22 protein-coding genes are annotated in these 26,175 nt (G+C 42.1%); 15 read left to right on the forward strand and 7 right to left on the reverse strand.

Features of this window, described 5'->3' with window-relative positions:
• On the forward strand, nucleotides 1-854 hold an 854-nt coding region (locus WMZ97_RS09275), incomplete at its 5' end, for a M42 family metallopeptidase (RefSeq protein WP_343271804.1).
• A gap of 50 nt (nucleotides 855-904) precedes the next feature.
• Here WMZ97_RS09275 and WMZ97_RS09280 read toward each other — a convergent pair.
• The 7 genes from WMZ97_RS09280 to sspI all read right to left on the reverse strand — a co-directional run bounded on the left by WMZ97_RS09280 (nucleotide 905) and on the right by sspI (nucleotide 8,987).
• Entirely contained in the window at nucleotides 905-1,507 is a 603-nt protein-coding gene (locus WMZ97_RS09280; RefSeq protein WP_343271805.1) for a lytic transglycosylase domain-containing protein, read from the reverse strand.
• Between the two features lie 137 nt (nucleotides 1,508-1,644).
• Entirely contained in the window at nucleotides 1,645-3,324 is a 1,680-nt protein-coding gene (gene ilvD, locus WMZ97_RS09285; RefSeq protein ID WP_343271806.1) for a dihydroxy-acid dehydratase, read from the reverse strand.
• Nucleotides 3,325-3,747: 423 nt separating this feature from the next.
• Nucleotides 3,748-4,419: an ABC transporter ATP-binding protein gene (locus WMZ97_RS09290; protein WP_343271807.1), complete on the reverse strand. Its 672-nt coding sequence runs from the start codon at nucleotides 4,417-4,419 to the stop codon at nucleotides 3,748-3,750.
• Nucleotides 4,406-5,533, reverse strand: a complete 1,128-nt coding sequence (locus tag WMZ97_RS09295; RefSeq protein ID WP_343271808.1) for an ABC transporter permease — start codon at nucleotides 5,531-5,533, stop codon at nucleotides 4,406-4,408. The genes WMZ97_RS09290 and WMZ97_RS09295 overlap by 14 nt, the downstream gene beginning before the upstream one ends.
• Nucleotides 5,530-6,753 carry an ABC transporter permease gene (locus WMZ97_RS09300; RefSeq protein ID WP_343271809.1) on the reverse strand — a complete coding sequence of 408 codons (1,224 nt, stop codon included), beginning with the start codon at nucleotides 6,751-6,753 and terminating at the stop codon, nucleotides 5,530-5,532. Before WMZ97_RS09300 ends, WMZ97_RS09295 begins: the two co-directional genes overlap by 4 nt.
• A 43-nt stretch (nucleotides 6,754-6,796) precedes the next feature.
• Entirely contained in the window at nucleotides 6,797-8,383 is a 1,587-nt protein-coding gene (locus WMZ97_RS09305) for a DUF6583 family protein (protein WP_343271810.1), read from the reverse strand.
• Nucleotides 8,384-8,768: 385 nt separating this feature from the next.
• Nucleotides 8,769-8,987 carry a small acid-soluble spore protein SspI gene (sspI, locus tag WMZ97_RS09310; RefSeq protein ID WP_343271811.1) on the reverse strand — a complete coding sequence of 73 codons (219 nt, stop codon included), beginning with the start codon at nucleotides 8,985-8,987 and terminating at the stop codon, nucleotides 8,769-8,771.
• Nucleotides 8,988-9,085: 98 nt separating this feature from the next.
• Here sspI and WMZ97_RS09315 point away from each other — a divergent pair, with 98 nt between their 5' ends.
• The 14 genes from WMZ97_RS09315 to trxA all read left to right on the forward strand — a co-directional run bounded on the left by WMZ97_RS09315 (nucleotide 9,086) and on the right by trxA (nucleotide 26,030).
• Entirely contained in the window at nucleotides 9,086-9,823 is a 738-nt protein-coding gene (locus WMZ97_RS09315) for a TrmH family RNA methyltransferase (protein WP_343271812.1), read from the forward strand.
• Nucleotides 9,824-10,308: 485 nt separating this feature from the next.
• Nucleotides 10,309-11,343, forward strand: a complete 1,035-nt coding sequence (pheS, locus tag WMZ97_RS09320; RefSeq protein WP_343271813.1) for a phenylalanine--tRNA ligase subunit alpha — start codon at nucleotides 10,309-10,311, stop codon at nucleotides 11,341-11,343.
• 12 nt (nucleotides 11,344-11,355) lie between these two features.
• Nucleotides 11,356-13,785, forward strand: a complete 2,430-nt coding sequence (gene pheT, locus WMZ97_RS09325) for a phenylalanine--tRNA ligase subunit beta (RefSeq protein WP_343271814.1) — start codon at nucleotides 11,356-11,358, stop codon at nucleotides 13,783-13,785.
• Between the two features lie 194 nt (nucleotides 13,786-13,979).
• A complete protein-coding gene (zapA, locus tag WMZ97_RS09330) occupies nucleotides 13,980-14,243 on the forward strand; it encodes a cell division protein ZapA (protein WP_343271815.1) in 264 nt (87 codons plus the stop codon).
• A gap of 4 nt (nucleotides 14,244-14,247) precedes the next feature.
• Nucleotides 14,248-14,820, forward strand: a complete 573-nt coding sequence (locus tag WMZ97_RS09335; RefSeq protein ID WP_343271816.1) for a CvpA family protein — start codon at nucleotides 14,248-14,250, stop codon at nucleotides 14,818-14,820.
• Between the two features lie 154 nt (nucleotides 14,821-14,974).
• Nucleotides 14,975-15,514, forward strand: coding sequence for a hypothetical protein (locus WMZ97_RS09340; protein ID WP_343271817.1), 540 nt, complete (start codon nucleotides 14,975-14,977; stop codon nucleotides 15,512-15,514).
• 98 nt (nucleotides 15,515-15,612) lie between these two features.
• Entirely contained in the window at nucleotides 15,613-17,331 is a 1,719-nt protein-coding gene (polX, locus tag WMZ97_RS09345) for a DNA polymerase/3'-5' exonuclease PolX (RefSeq protein ID WP_343271818.1), read from the forward strand.
• A gap of 101 nt (nucleotides 17,332-17,432) precedes the next feature.
• Nucleotides 17,433-19,781 carry an endonuclease MutS2 gene (locus tag WMZ97_RS09350; RefSeq protein WP_343271819.1) on the forward strand — a complete coding sequence of 783 codons (2,349 nt, stop codon included), beginning with the start codon at nucleotides 17,433-17,435 and terminating at the stop codon, nucleotides 19,779-19,781.
• A gap of 324 nt (nucleotides 19,782-20,105) precedes the next feature.
• A complete protein-coding gene (locus tag WMZ97_RS09355) occupies nucleotides 20,106-21,797 on the forward strand; it encodes a long-chain-fatty-acid--CoA ligase (RefSeq protein WP_343271820.1) in 1,692 nt (563 codons plus the stop codon).
• Nucleotides 21,798-21,937: 140 nt separating this feature from the next.
• Nucleotides 21,938-22,522, forward strand: a complete 585-nt coding sequence (locus WMZ97_RS09360) for a TetR/AcrR family transcriptional regulator (RefSeq protein WP_343271821.1) — start codon at nucleotides 21,938-21,940, stop codon at nucleotides 22,520-22,522.
• A gap of 351 nt (nucleotides 22,523-22,873) precedes the next feature.
• Nucleotides 22,874-23,647 carry an enoyl-CoA hydratase gene (locus WMZ97_RS09365; protein ID WP_343271822.1) on the forward strand — a complete coding sequence of 258 codons (774 nt, stop codon included), beginning with the start codon at nucleotides 22,874-22,876 and terminating at the stop codon, nucleotides 23,645-23,647.
• A 17-nt stretch (nucleotides 23,648-23,664) separates the two neighbouring features.
• Nucleotides 23,665-24,438 carry an electron transfer flavoprotein subunit beta/FixA family protein gene (locus tag WMZ97_RS09370; RefSeq protein WP_343271823.1) on the forward strand — a complete coding sequence of 258 codons (774 nt, stop codon included), beginning with the start codon at nucleotides 23,665-23,667 and terminating at the stop codon, nucleotides 24,436-24,438.
• A gap of 25 nt (nucleotides 24,439-24,463) precedes the next feature.
• The gene (locus WMZ97_RS09375) at nucleotides 24,464-25,444 is read left to right on the forward strand and encodes an electron transfer flavoprotein subunit alpha/FixB family protein (protein WP_343271824.1); all 981 of its coding nucleotides are present in this window, start codon (nucleotides 24,464-24,466) and stop codon (nucleotides 25,442-25,444) included.
• A gap of 271 nt (nucleotides 25,445-25,715) precedes the next feature.
• Nucleotides 25,716-26,030, forward strand: a complete 315-nt coding sequence (gene trxA / locus WMZ97_RS09380) for a thioredoxin (protein ID WP_343271825.1) — start codon at nucleotides 25,716-25,718, stop codon at nucleotides 26,028-26,030.
• The last annotated feature ends 145 nt before the right edge of the window (nucleotides 26,031-26,175 follow it).

Consider the following 26,175-nt stretch of genomic DNA (forward strand, 5'->3'; position numbering starts at 1 on the left):
GGATTGATGATCAAGGCTATCTTTACTTCCAGACTACCGGTGGCTGGTGGAGTCAGGTAATGCTTGCCCAACGGGTGACAATAATGACTGCAAAAGGGGATGTGACCGGGATAATCGGTTCAAAGCCACCACACATTTTATCAGCAGAAGCACGTAAAAAGCCGATCGAAATCAAGGATATGTTCATTGATATTGGTGCATCTAGCAAGGAAGAAGCAAGCGATTTTGGCGTTCGACCTGGTGATTCGATTGTTCCTTATTTTGAATTTACCCAGTTAAAGAATGAAAAAATGCTGTTGGCCAAGGCGTGGGACAATCGAATCGGTTGTGCTATTGCGATTGAAGTACTAAAACAGTTAAAAGACGTCAACCACCCGAATATCGTTTATGGTGTTGGTAACGTTCAAGAAGAGGTCGGTTTACGCGGAGCAAAGACAGCGACTCATACCATTATGCCGGATATTGGTTTTGCTGTGGATGTTGGTATTGCAGGGGATACGCCAGGAGTGTCTGACAAAGATGCTGACAGCGAGCTTGGTAAGGGTCCGCAGCTCGTATTATATGATGCATCGATGGTTTCCCATAAAGGTGTTCGCGATCTTGTTGTTGATACAGCAGATGAACAGCATATTCCATATCAGTATACATCGATCGCCGGTGGTGGAACGGACTCAGGCTCGATTCATTTGACAGCCAATGGTGTACCAGCGCTATCCATCACGATAGCAACCCGGTATATCCATTCTCATGCCGCTATTTTACACCGTGACGATTTTGAAAATGCCGTAAAGCTGATTGTAGAAGTAATCAAAAAGTTGGATCGTGACAAAGTGAATGAGATTATTTTTGGATAAAAAAATTGGCAACAGGTTCGATCCTGTTGCCAATTTCATACTAGGCGACTTTAGGCCAAATAGTTATTTAGAACATTTTTTACATAATTTTGTGTTTCGTTAAATGGAGGAATCCCCTGATATTTATCAACGTTCCCAGGTCCAGCATTGTAAGCAGCAATTGCTAATTCCAGATTACCATTATAACGTTGAAGCATTTCGGCTAAATATTTTGTTCCACCTTCCATATTCTGCTGGGCATCATATGGATTTGTAACGCCAAGACTGCGTGCAGTTCCAGGCATCAGTTGCATCAGCCCCTGGGCACCTGCATCGCTTTTTGCATTTGGATTATAATTGGATTCCATTTTAATGATCGAATCAATCAGTTTTGGATCGATGCCGAATTTTTCTGCCGTATTTGCTATCATCGATTGGATATCCCCTGTCGCTGCGGTTGTTGCAGAAGCGGGTGTTGACATGTAGGCGTTAGGCATTGATTGGGCTGTCGGATCTGTATAGGAATGTATTGGGTGATTCGATAATGCAGCCTGATTCATCTTTTCCTGCAGCATTTGTTTAAATGGTAAATCCGCCATAGGGGAGCTGTAGGGAGTTGATTGATTCGCTGATAATATGTATTGCATGAAGGTTTGTACATCTCTAATTTCCATGATAGATCCCCCTTGTTAACTATAGTTTACCCGCAAATGTTTGTTGTGGCAATACTTTCTTTTTTAAAGAGATAATGTGGAGACACTGTCATAAAAAACATTGCTCAGATATTTCTCTGGGCAATGTTTTCTTCTTCTTATATTTTCATAACCCCACCTGTATTAGCAGAAGTTACGAGTTTGGAATAGCGTCCAAGCCAACCCTTTTTCACTTTAGGTTCAAAGCCTTGCCAATTTGCTTTTCGTTTATCAAATGCCTCATCGGAAATTTCCAAATTAATGGTACGGTTAGTTAAATCAAGTTCAATCATGTCGCCATCTTCTATAAATGCAATTGGACCACCCTCCGCAGCTTCTGGAGAGATGTGACCGATCGAAATACCTCGTGATGCGCCTGAGAAACGTCCATCTGTGATTAAGCCAACCTTTGCACCTAAACCACGACCAACAATTTGGGAAGTTGGCGCAAGCATTTCTGGCATTCCTGGTCCGCCTTTAGGGCCTTCATAGCGAATCACAACGACGTGTCCTTCTTTTACCTTGCCTGCATTAATTCCTTCAAGTGCGTCCTCTTGTGAATCAAAGCAAATGGCAGGCCCACGGTGATACCCGCCAACTTCGGGATCTACGGCGCCTACTTTGATAATCGATCCGTTGGGAGCCAGGTTTCCAAACAAAACAGAAAGTCCACCACGTTCTGAGTGTGGGTTATCTAATGGATGAATGACATTTTCATCCAGAATTTCCGCATCTTTAACTGTTTCTCCAATTGTTTTACCGGAAACACTGAGACAATCTCCATTAAAGGCACCAGGCTTCTTAAGCAGTTCATGAATAATGGCGGGGATTCCGCCGGCACGATGAACATCCTCTATGTGATAATCGGATGCTGGTGCCACCTTTGCTAAATGTGGAACGCGATTCGCTACTTCATTAATTCGCTCGATTGGGTAATCCACTTCTGCTTCTTGCGCCATCGCTAACGTATGTAATACCGTATTAGTTGAACCACCCATTGCCATATCTAGTGCGAATGCATTATCAATCGCTTCTTTTGTAACAATGTCACGTGGTTTTCTATCCATTTTAATCAATTCCATTAATTGTTTCGCCGATTTTCGAACGAAGTCTTTCCGATCTTCAGAAACAGCTAAGATTGTACCGTTCCCAGGAAGTGCCAATCCGATGCCTTCAGCGAGACAGTTCATCGAGTTTGCAGTAAACATTCCAGAACATGATCCACAAGTAGGACAAGCGTTTTGTTCTAGTTCTAGTAATCTAGCGTCATCAATTTGTCCAGCTTGATAGGCACCTACTCCTTCAAATACGGATGAAAGGGAAAGGGGATTGCCTGCACTATCCGTTCCTGCTTTCATCGGGCCTCCGCTGACAAATATGGATGGAATATTAACACGCAATGCCCCTAGTAGCATCCCCGGAGTGATTTTGTCACAGTTAGGAATACAAACCATTCCATCAAACCAATGTGCATTCGCTACCGTTTCAACCGAGTCAGCGATAAGCTCACGGCTAGGTAACGAATATCTCATCCCAATATGTCCCATGGCAATTCCATCATCCACACCAATTGTATTCATTTCAAATGGGATTCCACCTGCTTCGCGAATCGCTTCTTTTACGATTTTTCCGAATTCTTGTAAATGAACATGTCCTGGAACGATATCTATGTAAGAATTGACCACTAAGATAAATGGTTTGTCCAAGTCTCTTGTTTTTACTCCTGCAGCATGAAGTAAGCTTCGGTGGGGTGCGCGGTCGATACCTTTTTTGATCATATCACTACGTAATTCTGCCATTTTGATTCCTTCTTTCTAAAAATTCTATCTCTAAAAGTTTTTAACTTTTTCCTATTTTATCACTTTAAATGCATTTCGTGTAGATTAAAACATATTTCATTAGAATTTGAAGATATACCAACGTGCAGATGTATTTGAATCTATATAAAGAAATAAATAAAGGCTAAGGTCTCAGGTATCGGAGTTACAATGCCTTTGTGAATTGTGTGAAACGTGCGGCAGCAGGCTTGAAACGTGCAAGAGCAGATCCAAAACGTGCGGGAGCAGACCCAAAACGTGCGAGATGCAGATGTTTTCAAAACCAATCTATTTCACTTTTTCAGCACTAACTCAAAAATGTCCGTTAAGGATAAACGAACTCCCTTAGAACGCGACATCGCAGTTCCAGGGAGTTATCTTATTATACCTATTCTTTTTTCATACTCAAATTTTGATAACGTCCTTTCCGGCATTCCGCAATAGTTGGTAATAAAATGGGTCACGGCCAATGCAGTAGATGCGGTCACAGATATTAATAATTTCATCCATATCGTGGGAGGTATACATGATCAGCTTGTCACGTTCTGTTGCTTGTTTCTGTAAATAGGTGCCAATTTCTTTGCGCGATTTTAAATCAATTCCAGCGGTCGGTTCGTCCAATAATAGCAATTGTGGGTCGTGGATCAGGGTGATTGCCAAGTTTAATTTTCGCTTCATTCCGCCAGATAATGTTTTAACCGGTTCTTTCCACTTATCCAAATTCACATCAAGGCATAGATTACGCAATGCATCCTTACTTTTCTTTTTCCATGATAATTTTTCGAAAAAAACCATGTTTTCTTCCACACTGAATTCGTCCCAGACAGCAATATCCTGAGGAACAAAACCGATTTGTTTACGGACTTTTTTTCGATTGTCCTGATAGTTTAGCTGATTAAATACGATGGATCCTGCACTTGGCTGGGCAAGGGTAGCCAGCATGTTTAGCAAGGTTGACTTCCCTGCGCCATTTTCGCCTACGAGCCCAATCACTTCTCCGCGATTAGCGGAAAAAGTAATGTTATCCAATATCTGTTTTTTACCATAGCGTTTTTGTAATTGGTTAACGTGAAGCATGATATTTCTCCTTTCTGCAATACCAGAGCAGTGCCAGCAGCAAAATAATCCAGGATGAAAAGTTCCAGGCTTTGCCGCTGAGAAATGGCTGGAGGGGGTTAAGCATTTCCATCCATGGCCATTTATTCGTCAACCCGGTGACGGGGATAACGGCACCACTGCCAATGGCAAAGATAAGGGTCAGGGCAAATGCAGTTGTGTAATAATAAAAGGGGTGTTTAAACAGGTTTGCGAACAAGAAGGCCGCCATATTTAACAGCAATCGAAAAGCTATCATGTTCCAAATGGAAATATGTTCACGAAACAGTCCCCAAAATACGCTTAATGTGATCAAATCGATGATAAAACATACAACTGTATAGACACAGAAATTCAGGATGAGATAATGTTTAAACGAATAGCGTACAAACGCAAACCGGGTTGTTACACTTGCATGCTTTTCGTGAATGACCCAGTCAAACAGCATGAGCGTGGATAACAGGGTAAACACACACCAGATTCCCCATGTATTTACCATGCTGACAGAATCTGTGGAAGCTGATGGATTCTCTCCAAAGGAAAACGATGTATGTAACAGATCTTCTGTTGATTGCACCTCTTTGGCCTTGGTGATAATTTCATCTTGTGTCCATTTCTCGGATGACGTATATGAATCAGCCAGTTCCAGAACGGTACGGGCAGCTTTCATTCTTCCTGTTTCCTGCTGGATATAGGACAGAATCATTTCTCTTACCGGTGTATAAGCGAACGATAGGTCAGATTGATAGCTTGTGAGTAACTGATTCCGCCCACCGTGATCAAGTTCTGCTTCAAAGCCATCACGGATAACAAATACACTGTCCAGCTGATGTTTTTTTAATTCGGATAGCGCATCATTCTCGTGGAGCAGGTGTACATCGATGAAAGGTGTTGACTTAATCTCCTGCAATAATTCGCTTGCTGCTTTTGATTCGTCTTTCATCACGACGCCAACCGGGATGTTACTATCGGAAGTTATTGTATTCGTCATCGTGATCGTACCAACCGTCGCTGCAAGAGGAATAAAGAGCCAAAAAATAAGTGCGAGCCAATGTTTCTTCCAATGCATTAGCCGGGTTTTCATGATGGCGTTCATGATTTCTTCCGCTCCTTCCACAACGAACTGGCTATAAGGATAAACATTCCTGAGGCACACAGGAGTGCCAGCGGCAGATAATCTGCATACAGTCGTTCATTTAAGATGATTTCCTGCAGCCACTGAAAGGCTTGACTAGCAAAACTGTAGGACAAATACGATTGGATATACACCGGAAAATACAATACGGGTACAATAGCACCGCTAACTAGCAGTGTAGCCAACGTAAATAGTGATTGGATGAGCAGCCTTAGTTTTGCTGATTTTATCCATGTTTCAATCATAGCTAAACCTAATAAAAAGGTGAAACTATATAAAAGGGTAAGGATGGCAATTCGTCGGTAATCTTCCCCGTCCAGATTAATATCCAAAAGATGTTGTAGCAAAATAAGTACGAACAGGCTGAAAATCATGGTCACCATCAAGGATATCAGCATTTTGGCTACTAGCCGCTGTAGTCCGGTTACACCGTATAACCGCATCCGTTGATCCATACGCTCGGGCTCATCATCGCTTAGTATCGAAAAGAAAGCAATTAGCCAAATAGTCGTGATGATAAACCAGCTTGCTAGCGAGTAATAGTGTACTGGTGAGCTTGTTGCCTGATTGGTCACTTCTTCTTCTTGTAAAATTTTGTCTTTCCCAATTGTATAAAAGATAAAGCTGGTAAACTGGTCAAAAACAAGATCATTTCGTTCTTCTACTGTGATCGGTAATTGTTTTAAGTAGTAGTTGATGGTTAAAATGTTGGCTTGGGCGGCACGAATATGTCGCGAAACACTCTCCATCAGCTCATTGATGATATAACTATCTGTGCGCTTATCCGGATTCCCGGTTATTGGGATGGTTACCGAATGCCCCTCATATAAGTCACTAGTAAATCCTTTGGGAAAAGTTATGTATCCACTTAATTTATTTTGCTTTAATTGTTGAACAGCTTCCTCGTTAGATAATGCATGAATTGCGATATAACTACCTAATTGGCTTGATTCCTCAATTAACTTCACAACCAGTTGCGTTTCCTTGGACTGATCCAGATCGACTAACCCGACTTGAATCGGCTCTGCATCATCTTGATCCATGAAGGATGCCAGGATGGCAGCACTTAACACAACGATGATAATTGGAAAAAGCAAAAGAAGAGGAAGTGATAACCACTTCCTCCGCAGTTTCTTACCATTTTGTTGCATAAATAATAGAATATGCTTCAGAAAAACCATGTGATCACTTCCTTCGAACAGGCCTGATCCGTTTTAAACGTTCTTAAAGGCCATTAAGTCCGCCGCCGTTACCTAAGATCCCCATTATCCATTGCTGGTATTGTGGCATCACATCTGTTTCAACGTAGTCCATGATTTCATTGACAGACATGCTCCCTAGATCTTTGACATTTGAATTATCAGGCGTTTTCACTTCTTTAATCGTTTTCGCATCTTTGGCAACATGAAGGCTGAATGCGTCTTGATTAATTCCAGGTGCGTCAAGCGAAAATGTATTTTCTGAGTTCATTTTATCATGATCATAGGAAGCGTCGCCTGCCCAATGAAGACTGTAGGATTCAGCCCCAGGGCCGGATACGGAGAATTCACGCTCAAAGTTGCGTTTATCATTCTTTAATTCTTCCGTGCTCGTATAGGAAAGTTCTCCTTCGTCCATTACGAGTTTAATAGAATCGTTTGCTTTATTATCTTTCCATGATAAATCCCCATTAAGTGTGACGGCTTCCTTTTGAATGTCGTCTCCACCTGTGATTGTGTAATCGAATTTTTGTGTTGTATCACTTAACAGGTGGGTTCCCTTTACAGTAAGTGTTTGGATATTGTCTTTACTGCTGCCGGCACCAATACTAAAATCACGTTTTACAATCAGGTCATTTTTCACCCAAATGATCGATGTCAATCCATGTGGAATGCGGGAATCCTTGACGTCCTCGATTGCTTCATCAAGCTCTTTGCCAAATAAATCATCCAAACTTTCCTTGAAATCAACATCCAATGCGGTTGGATTAATACCAAAAAACCGGATTTCCATTTGTTCTTTCACTATTTTTTGTAGCTTTTTGTCATTTTGTACCTTTTCCAGAATTGATACGAGAATATCTTTTGTTTCTTGTTCCGTAAGATGGAACGTCAATTTCTTCGTATCAAAATTCTTGTCATCCACTTTAATGGTTTCCTTTGTGGATTCAAACGCATCTTCTGGTAAATCTTTATAAATTGCGGTCATGTATTCTTCCTTCAGGTAGTCACGATCCTTTTCAGAAAGTCCTTTTACTAATTCAAAGAAAGTATCAAAATTAAGTGTTTCACCTTCAGGAAACGTTGGATCTGCTTCATGCAATAAACTACCGATATCTTTGTCTTTTATTTGCAAGGATTCGTCAAGAAATGGCAGACCCACTCTTAGCTGATCGGCATCAAGGTAAAAGCTCATATCCTTGATTTCCATGCCGCCAACGTTTGCTTTCATATTGGTAATCAGTTGTTTCTTGTTCAGATCGGTTTGTGCTGTCAGGCTAAGTGTAGCGTTATTTATCATTTGCTGTGGGTCCATCAGCCCATAGCCGCCAGCTTGATTGATTTCCCCTGACAAATCAAATGTTGTTTCAGTCGGATTTTCCCGGGCTTGTTTACTCCAGTCGATTTCAGGTTCATATCGTTTGGTAAATTGGTCTTGCATAAATGTGATGGTGCTCTGTTCCGCTTTAAAGTATTGCGCTTTATCCGTGCCGGTTAATAGCGCATACGCGGCAACACCGCCACCTATAAGCAAAACGGCCACCACGATAATGGCAATGACTTTCTTGGAAATCCCTTTTCTTTTGGGTTCTCCATTTTGCATCTCGTCCATGTAACAAATTCCTCCCCCGTATTCATTCTTCTAAACTATATTATTAAGAACAAAGCTTAATAACAACTATACTACGAATAATTATATATCATGCTTGAAAACATTGGTCAAATAGGAAAGAAAAAGAATTCCATGTTTCCTGTTTTTATGTGGAATAAAAGAAAAGTTAACAAGACTAAAGAACTATGTTATTGGAAAAATTAGCGAAATATGGGAGGGTGTGGACGTACAAAGGGGAGAAGTGGAGAAATCACCATGACTTAAGAATCATTTTTTGTCGAAAGTTGTAAAACCTCCTCTAAAGCAGACAGTCATTCCGTGAAGACTTGCATCTTTACGGAATGACTTTGACAACATTACTAGACGATGGATAACTTTTAAGACATCAATTCGTAGCTTCTTTCACGCCTTGTTCCAAACTGTTGACCATTTCTTGTTTTTCCTCTTGGTTCGATTGTTTCCAAATCAATTCAAACAGCACACCTAAACCGGGAAGCATTTTTTCTTCACCATTTTGAATGGCATCAACAATCGTATCGTTTAGCTGTTCCTGATCGTTTGATGCAATATTGGTTAGAATGGCTTTTCGTAAATTCAAATCCAATCCAATCACCTCATTGTGTAGTTTGCATTATAGTTTGACCAGAAGATGAGAAAGTATGTATGATGAAAGAAAAGCCGCGGAACATAAGGAGCAGTGAAATGATTACGTCGATACATAATGATAAAGTAAAACAATGGAACAAATTAAGAAAAAAGAAAAGTCGGGTAGAGACACATGCTTTTTTAGTGGAGGGCTTTCACCTGATTGAGGAAGCTTGTGCAAGTGATTGGGAATTGGCTGAACTGATTATACAGGATGGGATAACTGTTCCTGACGTTGCAAAGGGATACCCGTATTCGCTTGTCTCTTCTGCGGTGATGAACCATATTTCCAGTACAAAGACACCGCAAGGAATTGCTGCAGTAGTAAAGATGAAAGAGCATGAAGCGGGAATTTTCGAAAAGTTGCTCCTGGTCGATTCCCTGCAGGATCCAGGAAATCTGGGAACAATGATTCGTACGGCTGATGCTGCTGGCTTTGATGCGGTAATTTTAGGAAATAATACGGTGGATGTTTATAATGAAAAAGTGATCCGTTCCACACAGGGATCTATATTTCATATGCCAATTTTTCAAGCAGATCTCATGACAAAAATTCCTGACTTACAGGAAGAAGGATTTACAGTTTGGGCATCGGCTTTATCGAAGGCTACGGTATATACTGAATTGACCCCTTCAAACAAAATTGCATTAATTGTTGGCAACGAGGGCGCTGGTATCAGTGAAGATGTCCTTCAGTTGGCAGACTTTCGGGTTACTATTCCAATCTATGGAAAGGCCGAATCATTAAACGCCAGTATCGCAGCAGGTATTTTTATGTATTATTTGCAGGGGTAAGTGTTGCAAGATGTGCGTTTTTTGACTATAATAAAAGAAATTTGCACGATAACTGGTTACTCGAATGAAAATGAATAAAACGATAGCAATGAAGGAGCTTGTTACAAACATTTAAAATGGCCGCAGGGAGGAAATGCCTAGACTGAAAGCATTTCTGCTGTTTCGTTGTTACAATTTCACTCTGGAGCTGGTACTTGGACCTCATGAAACGATGAGTAAAGGTATACCGGATGTACATCCGTTATCATGATTTTGAGTTGGACATATGTTTTTTTTATGTCAACAAGGGTGGTACCGCGAAACCAAAGCCTCGTCCCTTTTTATAGGGGGCGGGGTTTTTTATTTAGAAACGTGCAGCGGGCCGTTTAACGACGCGGGCATAGTCAAGAGACCGCAGAACGCCCGAACGATGGCGTTTGGAGTGTCAATGACTATGACAGAAGTCGCTGGCCCGCGCGCAACTAGATCACAAGGAGGATGTATGAATGAAAGAGCAATTGGAGTCACTGCAAACAGAAGCATTGGCGCGTATACAAGAGACGAATGACCAGAAAGAATTACAATCCATTCGGGTCACTTATTTAGGAAAGAAAGGGTCCATTACCGGAATTTTAAAAGGTATGGGCAGTTTATCAAAGGAAGAACGTCCGGTCGTTGGTGAGATCGCCAATCGGGTTCGAGAATCGATCACCGCAGCTATTGAGGAGAAGAAAGAAACACTTGAACACCTTGCCCTGGAAAAACAGCTTGCATCAGAAACGATTGATGTCACGTTACCAGGACGACCAGTAAAGACGGGCGGCCCGCATTTACTGACAAGTATCATTGAAGAAATTGAAGATCTGTTCATTGGGATGGGATTTGAAGTACGCGAAGGTCCGGAAGTTGAAACGGACTATTTTAACTTTGAAGCATTAAACCTGCCAAAAAATCACCCGGCTCGTGACATGCAAGATACATTTTATATTACCAATGAATTATTAATGCGCACCCATACGTCTCCAGTTCAAGCACGTACCATGCGCGAATACAAGGGTAACAAAGGCGTGAAGATGATTTGTCCTGGTAAGGTATATCGCCGAGATACGGATGATGCCACCCACTCCCATCAATTTACCCAAATTGAAGGACTCTATGTAGATAAAGATGTTCGTATGAGTGACCTGAAAGGGGTATTGGATGGATTTGCGAAAAAAATGTTTGGTGCCGATCGGGAAATTCGATTACGGCCAAGTTTCTTTCCATTTACGGAGCCATCTGTCGAAATGGATATTTCTTGCAAAGTCTGTCATGGAGAGGGCTGTTCCGTTTGTAAAGGATCTGGCTGGATTGAAATTCTTGGGGCAGGCATGGTGCACCCGAATGTATTAGAAATGGCTGGGTACGATCCAAGTATTTACACGGGGTTTGCTTTCGGAATGGGCCCAGATCGGATTGCGATGCTGAAGTACGGGATTGGCGATATTCGTCAATTTTACACAAACGATAAACGATTTTTAAAACAGTTTCATCAAGCGTAAGGAGGAAGAATCGTGTTAGTTTCATTAAATTGGTTAAAAAATTATGTTGATATTACACATTTATCAACGAACGAGCTAGCGGAGAAGATTACCAAAAGCGGCATTGAAGTAGATGGCATCGAATATATCGCCAAACCGAGTAAAAATGTTGTCGTAGGATTTGTTACGGAATGTGGGCCACATCCAAATGCCGATAAATTAAATTTGTGTCAAGTCGACATAGGCGATGGGGAACTGCTGCAAATTATTTGCGGTGCGCCAAATGTCAAACAAGGGCAAAAAGTGGCTGTAGCGAAACCTGGTGCCGTATTGCCTGGCAACGTCAAAATTAAACGGGTAAAGCTAAGGGGCATCGAATCCAACGGCATGATCTGTTCCTTGCAGGAGTTGGGAATTCAAGAAAAGTATGTACCTAAGGATGTCGCAGATGGTATTTTTGTTTTTCCGGAAGATACAGCAATTGGCCAGGATGTCACGTCACTGCTTAATCTCGACGATGCTGTGCTGGATTTCGATCTGACGCCGAACCGGGCGGATTGTCTTAATATGATGGGAGTTGCCTATGAGGCAGCCGCAATCTTAAATCAGCCGCTCCAGTTGCCTGAAGAAACCGTATCACCAATAGACGAGGCTGCTACGTCATCTATAGCTGTCCAGGTGGATGCACCGGACTTAGCCCCATATTATGGCGCATTTATTGTAAAAGACATTGAAATAAAACCAGCGCCACTGTGGATGCGGAATTATTTAATGGCGGCAGGAATTCGTCCGATCAATAATGTGGTGGACATTACCAACTATGTCCTGCTCGAATACGGACAACCATTACATGCGTTTGATTATGATCGTTTGGGCACGAAGGAGATTGTCGTTCGTCGTGCCATGGAAAATGAGTCCATGGTGACATTAGACGGACAGGAGCGGGTATTGTCACCGCAAAACCTGGTTATTACAAATGGGAAGGAACCCGTGGCGCTTGCCGGTGTTATGGGTGGTGCCAATACGGAAGTAGCGGAGACAACGAGAACGGTCCTGCTGGAGGCGGCATACTTTGATCCGGCGACTGTACGAACAACGGTAAAGAAAACCGGCCTGCGCAGTGAATCTAGTACCCGATTTGAAAAGGGTGTTGATCCAAACCGAGTAAATCGGGCAGGAGTTCGTGCCTGTCAGCTTCTGGAACAATATGCAAATGGCAAGGTACTAAAACAACCGGTGATTGTAGACGCGTTAGATTATACCGAAAAAGAAATCGATATGGATACAGAGGAAATCAACAAACGGCTCGGCACAACTATAACTGCCGAGGAGGTTGCCGGCATCCTGGAGACGTTGCGTTTTGGATATGAACAAACGAAGGATCATTTCCATGTACACGTACCTACTCGTCGTGGAGATATCACCATTTTTGAAGATATGCTGGAAGAGGTCGCACGTATTTACGGGTATGATAATCTGCCATATACCCTGCCACAAGGTGCCGCTCAAGCAGGTGGATTAACCCAACGACAGTATTTGAAACGGCAAGTAAAAAAATTGCTGCAAGGTATGGGGATGATGGAAACAATCACATATTCATTGACTCGTGATGCCTATATTCAGAAGCTGATCAGCCCGGAGATTGCATTAGACAATCCGGTACCGGTACAGCTTTCCATGCCGATGAGTGAGGATCATAAGTATTTACGGCTGAGCCTTCTTCCGGAATTACTTCATGTTGCCACGTATAACATGGCGCGAAATCAGGCTGATATCGCGTATTATGAATTGGGTTCGATTTTTGTCACAGATGAGAAACAAGTAACGAAGCAGCCTGATGAGCGGTTGCGCTTAGCTGGTGTATTATCCGGTTTATGGCTGGATCATGAATGGCAGCAGGAAAAGAAAGCTGTTGATTTTTATGTGGCCAAGGGGATTGTTGAAGGTTTGTTTAATTATTTGCAACTTCCAGTGACATTTGAGCAAGAAACTATCCCTGACATGCACCCGGGTCGATGTGCAACAATTGTCCATCATGAACAGGTCATCGGATTTCTCGGCCAGGTACATCCACAACTTGCGAAACAGCTGGATTTGCAGGAAACATATGTATTTGACATTAATTTGGAGCAAGTGTTAACTGCTCATAAAAATGTTCCAGGCTACCAGCCAATTCCGAAGTATCCATCAACGATTCGTGATATCGCTTTTGTTTTGGATGACGAGGTCAAGGCTGGTAATGTGAAGACGCTGATTGAACAAACTGGAAAGGACCTGGTCAAGGATAGCCAAATCTTTGATGTCTACACGGGCGAGCATTTGCCAGATGGGAAAAAGTCAATCGCTTATCGTTTGCTTTATCAGCATCCTGAGCGGACACTAACGGATGAAGAGGTAGAAGCATCCTATCAAACAATTATTTCTGCAGTTAATGACACATATGATGCTTATGTACGGTCATAAGTTGAAACCCCTGATTCAAGCTATGGTTGGATCAGGGGTTTTCAAGTGGTCGTTTCCTCTCCGCAATAAATTAAAGTAATGTATACTGCTCTTTACAAGGTCGCACTGGCACAGTAACTTAAATGTTTCAGTTCCCTAAATGCCGTCCTTCATGTTAAGATAAAGTGAACAATTTTTTCTGAGGGGGTAGCCATGTGACCCAGAACGATAAAACCCGGATAACGGTTGAAATACATAATAAGTCCTATACCATTGTTGGCACGGAACCAGCACACCATGTACGTCTTGTTGCCAGCCTGGTGGATCAGAAAATGCACGAGATTCAAGCTGCAAATAAAGATTTGGACACAGCAAAATTGGCTGTATTAACCGCCGTAAATTCGATGAATGAGTACTTAAAACTAAAAGAAGAATATGCTAAATTATTAGGTTCAATAAATAGGAAAGAGGAAAAATAATATTATGGTTGATCTGATTTTACTTGTTTTATTACTTTTTGGCTTTTTCATGGGGCTAAAACGAGGGTTCATTCTGCAAGTCTTTCATTTAGCTGGCTTTATCGTTGCCTTTATTATCGCGGCAATATACTACGATAACCTGGCAGCAAAGCTTTCCCTTTGGATTCCGTATCCTGACTTGTCCAGTGACAGTTCATGGGCGGTATTCCTGCAGTCTGAGCCGATGGAGGCCGCGTTTTATAATGCGATTTCCTTTGCGATTATCTTTTTCGCAGTAAAAATCGTTTTACAAATCATTGCTTCGATGCTGGATTTTGTTGCAGAGTTACCCGTACTGCATTCGATCAATCGACTATTGGGTGCTGTGCTTGGGTTTGTAGAAATATATCTGATACTGTTTGTTATTTTATATATACTGGCCTTAACACCGTTAGGCAATGTTCAGTCATGGATCGGTGATTCGTTCATCGCCAGGTTGATCGTTGAACATACCCCGGTATTATCTGGTCAATTAAAAGACTTATGGTTTTCCAAAATAGAAAGCATATTGGATTGGAAATCGATTTTTCGGTCTTAATTAAATGGAATACAACATGGGTAATGGGATCCATATCACCATATCCATTCAAGAGACTGATTCCTCATGACAGGATATACCGTTCAATTTATGTACAATTGGTATAGACCTCCGGCGAATCAGTCTTTTGTTTGGCTGCTTTCGGCTGTGACAATTGGTTGAATCAACTAATAAGAGTACAGACATCAACCGAGATCGAGGAACCATCGACCGGAGCGCGTGGACATCAACCGAGATCGAGGAAACATCGACCTGGGCGCGTGTGCATCAACCGAAAAAGAGAAAACATCGACCAGGGATCACGGACATCCACCGAAAAAGAGAAAGCATTGACCAGGGATCACGGACATCAACCGAAAAAGAGAAAGCATTGACCAGGGATCACGGACATCAACCGAAAAAGAGGAACCATCGGCCAGGGCACGTGTACATCAACCGAAAAAGAGGAACCATCGACCGGAGCACGTGGACATCAACCGAGATCGAGAAAACATCGACCTGGGCGCGTGTGCATCAACCGAAAAAGAGAAAACATCGACCAGGGATCACGGACATCCACCGAAATTGGCAAAACATCGACCCTGGAATGCGGGCATCAACCGAAAAAGAGAAAACATCGACCCGTGATCACGGACATCAACCGAAATCGAGAAACCATCGACCCGGGCGCATGTACATCAACCGAATTCGGTAAAACATTGATCCAAGAGCATACACAGTTAATATGACAAAAGAAGCTTTTTATTTTTAACGAAGCTGTCCATAAGCTATGATGATAAGCAGGTGAGCAAAATGACACATAATAAAAAAGATGTATTACGATTACTGGAAAAAATAGCGGTCTATTTGGAATTAAAAGGGGAAAATCCTTTTAAAGTTTCTGCTTATCGCAAAGCAGCACAAGCCCTGGAGACAGATGATCGTTCATTAAGTGAAATAGATGATATGACCAAAATAAAAGGAATTGGCAAAGGCACTGGCGCCGTTATTCATGAATTTTTAGAGCGTGGGGAATCGGAAACATTACTGCAGTTGGAAAAGGAAATCCCCGATGGTTTGATTCCACTGTTAAACTTGCCAGGTCTGGGTGGAAAGAAACTGGCAAAACTATATCAGGAACTTGGAATAACGGATGCAGCATCATTAAAAACTGCGTGTGAGGCAGGAGAAGTAGAACAGCTTGCCGGATTTGGCAAAAAATCTGCAGAGAAAATCCTGCGTGCGCTGGAAGATGCGAACAAACGGCCGGAACGATTACCGATTGCGACGATGCTGCCGCTTGCTGAACAAATCGAAGCCAATTTACAAGAAATACCTGCAATTGAACGCTTTTCGCGAGCGGGAAGTCTGCGCCGAATGCGGGAGACAATAAAGGATCTTGATTTTATTATTGCAACGAATAAGCCACTGGATGTTCGCGATGCACTACTGCAAATCGAAAATATAAAAGACATCATTGCTAATGGGGAAACAAAGGTCTCGGTAACCCTTGATGATGTGTATGATATTAATGTTGATTTTCGGATTGTGGAACCAGCAGAATTTGCTTCCACATTACATCATTTTACTGGCTCCAAAGACCATAATGTGGCAATGCGGCAATTGGCAAAAACCAAGGGAGAAAAAATCAACGAGTATGGTGTGGAAAATGCTGAAACGGGGGAAATAGCAACCTTTCACGATGAACAGGATTTTTTCGACCATTTTGATTTGCCTTTTATCCCACCCGAAATTAGGGAGAATACAGGGGAGTTAACGGACTATTATAAGGATATGAAGCTGGTAAAGCTAGCCGATATCCGCGGTGATTTGCATATGCATACCACATGGAGTGACGGCGCCCAATCGATTGAAGAAATGGTTAATCAGGCACGTCAAAAGGGATACGCGTATATTGCTATTACCGACCATTCCAAATTTTTACGGGTGGCAAACGGCCTTAATGAAACGCGCTTACGAAAACAACGGGAAGAAATAAACCGGATGAATGAAAAATATACCGATATTCATGTGTTTGCCGGTGTTGAAATGGATATATTACCAGATGCTTCGCTGGACTTTGATGACGCGTTTTTGCGAGAAATGGATTTTGTCATTGCGGCGATTCATTCCAGTTTTAGTCAATCGAAAGAACAAATCATGCAACGATTAAACACTGCACTGGACTGCCCATATGTCTCTCTAATCGCCCATCCAACCGGCAGATTAATTGGCAGACGGGATGGTTATGCGGTAGATTTGGATCAATTAATCACTCGTGCAGGAAAAACGGGAACAGCGTTGGAAATTAATGCGAATCCAAACCGCCTTGATCTAGCGGCCGAATGGGTGCGAAAAGCACAAGATGCTGGGGTATCCATTGCCATTAACACCGATGCCCATAGTTTTGACATGTTGGAACATATGACGTATGGGGTTGGTACGGCAAGAAAAGGCTGGCTGCAAAAAGACACGATTATCAACACGTGGAATAAAGAGAAATTGCAGGAATTCATGAATCGTGGTAAATAATCTTGTTCATGTTCTCTATCTATATCGTAATAAAGGGATAATTAGACAAGCTGGGAAGTACGAGCATTTTTAAACTTCCGGGTAAAGGAGTAGTAAGTGGTATGAATGAACGAATCCTTCGCGTAATGGAATATCATAAAATTCTTGATCAATTACGTAACCAGGCACAAACATCGTTAGGAAAAGATCTTGCGGCACAGTTAAGACCCGCCACAGAATTGGAAGAAATTCAAATACTGCAGCAGGAAACGGATGAAGCAGTCCAAGTGGAACGGCTGAACGTGACTGTTCCACTTGGCGGTATTTCCGATATTCGGGGCAGTGTTAAGCGAAGTGTGATTGGCGGTGTATTAAATACAGGTGAATGTCTTGATGTAGCGGATACGATTTATGGTGGCAGACAAGTCAAAGACTTTATTGAAAAATTGGAGGAAGAAGTACCGATCCTTACTGAACTAGTCGATCAGATTACACCATTACGGGAGCTAGAGCGACAAATCAAAAGCTGTATTGATGATCATGGATATGTTATGGATAGTGCTTCCGAGAAGTTACGCGGTCTCCGTTCATCAATACGTACCTATGAATCAAGAGTTCGAGATAAATTGGATCATTATACGAAGACCAAAAGCACGATGCTGTCCGATGCATTGATTACGATTCGAAATGAACGGTATGTGCTGCCGGTTAAACAGGAATATCGGGCTGCAATCGGTGGCATTGTTCATGATCAGTCGGCTTCTGGACAAACGCTATTCATGGAACCAAAAGCAGTGGTTGAGATGAACAATGAACTGCAGGAGGCAAAAAGTCGGGAAAAACATGAGATCGAGCGCATTTTACGGGAATTGAGCGGGCACATTGCAGGTGCAGAAAGCTTTTTATTAGCAAATACCGATGTACTGGCAAAGATTGACTTTATGTTTGCTAGGGCCAAATTAGGAATCCAAATGAAAGCAGCCATGCCAAAAATCAATGATCAGGGCATCATTAAGATGCAACAGGCACGCCATCCATTAATTCCGGCTGATGAAGTGGTTGCGAATGATATCGAAATTGGTGAATCTTATACGTCGATCGTCATTACCGGACCAAACACCGGCGGGAAAACAGTGACATTGAAAACAGTTGGCTTATGCACATTAATGGCCCAATCTGGACTGCAAATCCCAGCATTTGATGGATGTGAACTGGCTGTTTTTAAACAGGTCTTTGCCGATATTGGAGACGAACAATCGATTGAGCAGAATTTGAGTACCTTTTCATCCCATATGACCAACATTGTGAACATTATGGAGCAGGTTGATGATCAAACATTGGTGTTATTTGATGAGCTTGGCGCCGGAACCGATCCCCAAGAGGGTGCGGCACTGGCCATGGCCATTTTGGATGAAGTTGTCTCACGTCATGCCCGAGTGATCGCCACCACCCATTACCCTGAATTGAAGGCTTATGGGTATAATAGAGAGAACGTGATTAATGCCTCCGTTGAGTTCAATGTCGAAACATTGCAGCCAACGTACCGGTTGCTAATTGGGGTTCCGGGGCGAAGTAATGCATTTGAAATTTCCAAACGGCTCGGATTGCATGATGCGATCATTGATCATGCCAGGGAACTTGTTGGTGTTGATTCCAAAAGTGTGGAAAATATGATTGCATCACTGGAGCAGTCACAAATTCAAGCTGAAAAAGATTACGAGGCAGCGCATCAGACATTGTTGGAAACCGAAAAACTTCGTGATGACGTGAAGCAACAATGGCGACAGTTTGAAGAAAAACGCGAGGCTCTTTATAAAAAGGCGGAAGCGAAGGCGGAAAAAGCGGTGCAACAGGCGCGCGAAGAAGCAGAATTAATTATTGAGGAAATTCGTTCCATGAAGCATGGTGCAGATTTGAAGGAGCATCAATGGATTGAAGCGAGAAAAATGCTTGACGATGCCAAACCAAATCTTTCATCTAAAGCGGTCTCGAGTCAAAACCGGCAAGAAAATCGGCAAGTAAAACAAGCATTACAGCCTGGTGATGATATAAAATTATTAACGGTGAATCAACAAGGAACCGTTTTGGAAAAAGTTAGCGACGATGAATATCTTGTTCAGGTCGGCATCATGAAGGTAAAAGTAAAGCGAAATGATTTACAACGTCTCGGCAAGCAAAAACAACAAGAAATCCGACCATTGGCAACAGTCAAAGGATCAAGCTATCATGTGAAACCAGAGCTTGATCTACGTGGGGAACGTTATGAAGATGCATTGCTTCAACTAGAGAAATATATTGATGATGTGTTATTAGCGGGCTACAACAAGGTATCGATCATTCATGGGAAAGGAACCGGGGCGTTGCGGTCAGGCGTGCAGGCGTTTGTTAAAAATCATCCCCGTATTAAAACTAGTCACCCCGGTGGAATGGGGGAAGGCGGAAGTGGCGTTACGATTATTGAATTAAAGTAAAATTTAGTTGCACTTTACACAATAAGGGAGAATAAACGTGGAGACTTTAGCTAAAGTATTAATTGTCGTTGCGATTGTTTTTGTTATCGTAGGAATTGCTTATTTGATTTAGTAAGATATTTCCCCTAAATTTAAACAAATATATTTAAAAGATTACCAATTAAACGTATAATAGAAATAGGCGCGAAAATCTAACAAGACGAAATGGGTTACATGTGCGGTATACGATGGCCATCAAATGGATTTTTGCGCTTGCTTCTTTTGTTACATACAGTGGCAGACATGTATGTTATCGTATACAATTTATGCGGAGGAGGAGATTAGATGGGGGAAGAAAAACGCTGGTATAAGCATTATCCAAACGAAATTCCTACACACATCGCTTATGATGAAAAACCCTTACAAGCTTTTTTGATGGAGGGCGCAAAACGTTACACGAAAAAGAAAGCGCTTCACTTCATGGGCAAAGAATTGTCCTACCAAGAACTGTATACCGAAGCTAAGAAAATGGCCTGTTATATGCAGGCATTAGGAATTGAAAAAGGAGATCGTGTGGCCGTTATGCTGCCTAACTCACCACAATCGGTTATCAGTTATTATGGTGCATTAATGGCTGGGGCAACGGTTGTCCAGACAAATCCGTTGTACAAGGAACGTGAATTGGAGTACCAACTGCGCGATTCAGGTGCTAAAATTATTGTTTGTATGGATATTCTGTTCCCTACTGTCATGAATGTGCGAAATTCGACGGAGCTGCAACATGTCATTGTGACCGGAATGAGTGATTATTTACCGTTCCCGAAAAATACGGTATACCCGTTTCTGCAAAAGAAGCAGTATAAGCTCGTTGTCAAACCGGAGCAAACGGATCACACCCATATCTGGAAGCTGATCATGGAACACACAACCGAAAATTACACGGAGGTAGATGTGGATCCAAAAGAAGATTTGGCATTAATCCAATATACGGGCGGGACAACCGGATTTCCTAAAGGAGTAATGCTGACCCACTATAATTTGGTTGCGAACGTACAAATGTCTCAAGCATGGATGTATAAAGCAGAACAAGGTAAAGAGGTGGTTCTTGGTATCTTGCCATTTTTCCATGTATATGGCATGACAGCTGTTATGAATTTGTCGATCATGTTTGGGTCGAAATTAGTTCTATTGCCAAAATTTGACCCGGAAGAAGCCCTGAAAACCATTGAAAAACAGAAAGTGACGCTCTTTCCGGGAGCACCAACCATTTATATCGGTCTGTTAAATCATCCAAAACTGCATAAATATGATATCTCATCGATCAAAGCCTGTATAAGCGGATCCGCTCCATTGCCAGTGGACGTGCAGAAAAATTTTGAAGAAGTTACGGCTGGTAAATTGGTGGAAGGATACGGACTTACGGAATCGTCGCCTGTTACCCACGCAAATTTTGTTTGGGGAAACCGGGTGAACGGGAGTATTGGAATCCCATGGCCTGATACCGATGCAAAAATCCTGGATAATGATTTAAACGAGGTAGAAATTGGCGAAACTGGAGAATTGGCTGTTAAAGGGCCACAAGTAATGAAGGGCTATTGGAACAAACCGGATGAGACGGAGCAGGTATTGAAAAATGGATGGCTATTAACCGGTGATATCGGCTATATGGACGAACAGGGTTATTTTTACATTGTGGACCGTAAAAAAGATATGATTATTGCTGGTGGATACAACATTTATCCACGTGAGGTGGAAGAAGTTCTTTATGAGCACGAAGGAGTACAGGAAGCGGTAGTTGCCGGGGTTCCTGATGCGTATCGCGGGGAGACGGTCAAGGCATATGTTGTACCAAAAGATACGTACCAACTTGATGAAAAAGAATTAAATCATTTTTGCCGTAAACGCTTAGCCGCATACAAAGTACCGCGTATGTATGAATTCCGTGACGAGCTTCCCAAAACGACGGTGGGTAAAATCCTCAGACGGAAATTAGTGGATGAAGAAAAAGAAAAATCGCAGCACAGTGAAACGGTTTAGTTCATTTAGGGTGTAAGGTGTTTTCGGATTTGCAATCAATTTTGATTGACAGAACACCAGTAACTCGATAGAATAGAGAATGAATGATGACTCATTCATTTATAGATATGTATGCCATGGGTAGCGTTAAGGAGACAGACATGAAAAAGAACAAACCGAAATACAAACAAATCATTGAGGCAGCGGTCGTTGTCATTGCGGAAAATGGTTATCACGCTTCACAAGTTTCTAAAATCGCCAAAAAAGCCGGTGTCGCCGATGGAACCATTTATTTATATTTTAGGAATAAGGAAGATATTCTCGTATCCTTATTCGAGGAAAAAATGGGTCAGTTTGTGGAGCAAACGATAAAAAGTATCAATCAAAAACAAAATGCCAGTGAAAAACTGCAGGTATTAATCGAAATGCATTTTCGTCAGCTGGCAAAGGATCATCACCTGGCAATTGTAACACAACTGGAATTGCGCCAGTCAAACAAGGATTTGCGGATCAAGATTAATAACGTACTTAAACCATACTTAGCCGTTATTGATCATTTGATTCTGGAAGGAATCGAGGAGAAAATCTTTCGGGATGACCTGAATCTTCCGGTTGTCCGACAAATGATTTTCGGTACCTTGGATGAAATTGTTACAAATTGGGTGATGAAAGAGCAAAAGTATAATTTGGTGGATCAAGCTTTACAGGTACATGATTTATTAATAAAAGGATTAAAGAAGTCCTGACAATGTGTGCTTGTTAGTTATCCAAGAAGTCATAAAAATTATACACTGCGGATACTTACTGATCAAGATGGCCTCGTCCGGCTCCAGCGCCCAGCAACTAGCAAACTTCACACTTCTCCACGCAGATCAAGTCAACATCGGTTCAGGGGAAGTTCGGTTAAAACCGCGACGTCCTGTCGCAACACCGAACTGACCTACATCCTGTAGCCCCCAGCTCACCGTGTTTCCTTTATCTCATTGCGAAGTGCTCCAGTTTGTACGTTGCTAACCGAGCGCTTGCGCCTTTGTTCTTATCACTAGTTACTTCCGCAATTTTCTGCTATTATATGTTTGGAGGGGAGTGTGTAAATATTGGGAACTTTAGCCTGTGAAGTGGCAAATCATGTTGCTGTACTAACTATTCAAAGCCCGCCTGCAAACGCTTTATCTAGCGCATTATTGAATGACCTTTCTGAAAAGCTGGACGAGATTGAAAAGGATGAAACCATTAAGGCGGTTGTGTTGAAAGGAGAAGGAAAGTTTTTCTCTGCTGGTGCTGATATTAAGGAGTTTACTTCATTGCAGGGGGCTTCGGATTATCGGTCCTTGTCGGAAAAAGGTCAGGAGCTATTTTTGCGTTTGGAACATTTCCGTGTTCCCGTCATTGCTGCCATCCATGGTGCTGCATTAGGCGGAGGACTTGAACTTGCAATGGCATGTCATATCCGGATTGTAGCAGAGAATGCAAAACTAGGATTGCCAGAGTTAACATTGGGGATTATACCTGGTTTTGCTGGGACGCAGCGGTTGCCACGATATGTTGGCACAGCCAAGGCCTATGAAATGATTTTAAGTGGTGAACCAATTAATGGAAAAGATGCCCAGGCTTGTGGTCTAGCGAATCATGCCGTTTCAGATGATGCAGTGGTTGCCGAAGCTATGAAACTAGCAGAAAAGCTTGCTGCCAAAAGCAAACCAACGATAAACCGGGTAATGACGTTAGTTTCCCGTTCTACGACTGAAAGCTTGACCGATGGCATGAAAATGGAGGCAGAAGCATTTGGTGAGATTTTTGGCTCTGCTGATGCCAGAGAAGGAATTCAAGCTTTTATCGAGAAACGTAAACCTAGTTTTCAAGATAAATAGATGAAGGAGGATTTCAGATGAATATTTATGTATTACTAAAAAAGACCTTTGATACAGAAGAAAAAATCGCCGTTTCCAATGGACATATTGAAGATGATGGTGCAGAGTATATCATTAACCCGTACGACGAATACGCTGTTGAGGAAGCAATTAATCAGCGTGACGCGCATGGCGGTGAAGTAACCGTTGTCACAATTGGTGATGAGGATTCCGAAAAACAGCTTCGTACAGCACTTGCAATGGGCGCCGACAAAGCGGTGTTAATTAATACGGAAGAAGATTTGGAGGATGGAGACCAATTTACGACTGCAAAAATTTTGGAAGCGTTTTTTGAGGATAAGGATGCGGATTTGATTCTAGCAGGTAATGTAGCGATTGATGAAGCCAGCGGTCAAGTTGGACCACGCCTTGCCGAACGGTTGGGAATTTCCTTTGTCACGACTATTACTAGTCTGAAAATTGAGGATGATACGGTATACATCGATAAGGATGTGGAGGGAGATGTTGAGAAAGTAGAAACCTCCCTGCCTGTACTTGTAACGTGTCAGCAAGGGTTAAATGATCCTCGTTATCCATCCTTGCCAGGAATTATGAAAGCGAAGAAAAAGCCGCTTGAAGAATTGGAAATCGACGATCTTGATCTGGATGAGGATGAATTAGAACCAAAAACAAAAACAATCGATATCTTTTTACCTCCAGAAAAAGAGGCTGGTAAAGTACTGGAAGGTGAACTGGATGCCCAGGTTCAAGAACTTGTATCATTGCTGAAAAACGAGGCGAAAGTACTGTAATTTAACATAGAAAGGAGAAAAAATCATGAGCGATAAATTTTTAGTTATTGGTGAAACAAGAGATGGAGCATTACGTAATGTTACATTTGAAGCGATCGCAGCTGCGAAAAAAATAAATCCAGACGGGGAAACTGTCGGTGTTGTTTGTGGGGACGATGATTTGGAAGCACATGCAAATGAGATGATTTATTATGGTGCCGACCGCGTTGTTACTGTAAAACATGAAAAATTACAAACATACACCCCGGAAGGTCATGGGCAAGCGATCTTGGCTGTGATCGAGGATGAATCCCCGGACGGAATTGTTATGGGACATACGGCAATCGGAAAAGATTTAACACCGAAACTTGCCAGCAAATTGGAACTAGGTTTGATTTCGGATGCGACTGATATTGAAACAGGGGACGATCAGGTCGTGTTTATCCGTCCAATTTACTCCGGAAAGGCATTCGAAAAGAAAGTTGTCGCCGATGATGTAACGTTTGTGACGATTCGTCCGAATAATATCCCGGCACTTGATTATGACCAATCCCGCAGTGGCGAAATCACCGCAAAAGATGTAGATATTGCAGATCTTCGTACCGTTATTAAAGAAGTTATTCGAAAAGCTTCAGAAGGTGTTGATCTATCGGAAGCAAAAGTGATTGTTTCTGGCGGACGCGGGGTTAAAAGTGCAAAAGGGTTTGAACCATTACAGGAGCTTGCTGATTTATTAGGTGGTGCAGTCGGAGCTTCCCGAGGTGCTTGTGATGCTGAATACTGTGATTATTCATTACAAATTGGCCAAACGGGTAAAGTGGTAACACCTGATCTGTACATTGCTTGTGGAATTTCGGGGGCAATCCAGCATTTAGCTGGTATGTCCAATTCAAAAGTTATCGTTGCGATTAACAAAGATCCAGAAGCAAACATTTTCAATGTGGCCGATTACGGAATTGTTGGCGACATATTCGAAGTTGTTCCAATGCTGATCGAAGAAATAAAGAAGGTGAAAGTGGGAGCGTAAAGGAAGTACGAATATCTGAAGCGGTATAGATCAACGCGCCGACTTTTAGGGATTTAGGGAGGAGTCTGATCGTTTGACGGTCAGACTCCTCCTGTTATAAGCTGTAATGAATAGGTTGCACTTGTGTAAGCAAACTATTAGCTAGCCGGAAAAGAAGGTACGGTTATACCAGAAGGGACGGTTGCACTTGTGTAAGCAAACTATTAGCTAGGCGGATCTAACGATGATATACTCTTATAAAGAGGGTAAGTAAGATTTAGGAGGGAATATAATGGCGATTTCACATGTAACAGACCAGAATTTCACAAAGGAAACCGCAGAAGGCTTAGTTTTAGTCGATTTTTGGGCTCCGTGGTGTGGACCTTGTAAAATGATTGCACCGGTTTTAGAGGAAATTGATGGAGAAATGAGCGAAAAGGTTAAAATCGTTAAGCTGGATGTGGATGAAAACCAAGAAACAGCTGGCAAATTCGGTGTTATGAGTATCCCAACATTACTTTTGTTTAAAGATGGCAATGTGGTTGATCAAGTAATTGGTTTTCAACCGAAAGAAGCGTTGGTTGAACTCATTAATAAACACGCTTAATCCATAAACGATTCGTTATGATAATAACTATGATAAATCCCTTGTTACGATGTGACAGGGGATGTCTTTTGTTTTCAATGTTTTTGATAACACGTGCGGGCAACTTTACCTATTTTACAGAGCAACCTTTTACAATAAGGGGAAT

The organism is Lentibacillus songyuanensis, from assembly GCF_039548255.1.
Classification (GTDB): domain Bacteria; phylum Bacillota; class Bacilli; order Bacillales; family Amphibacillaceae; genus Lentibacillus_C; species Lentibacillus_C songyuanensis.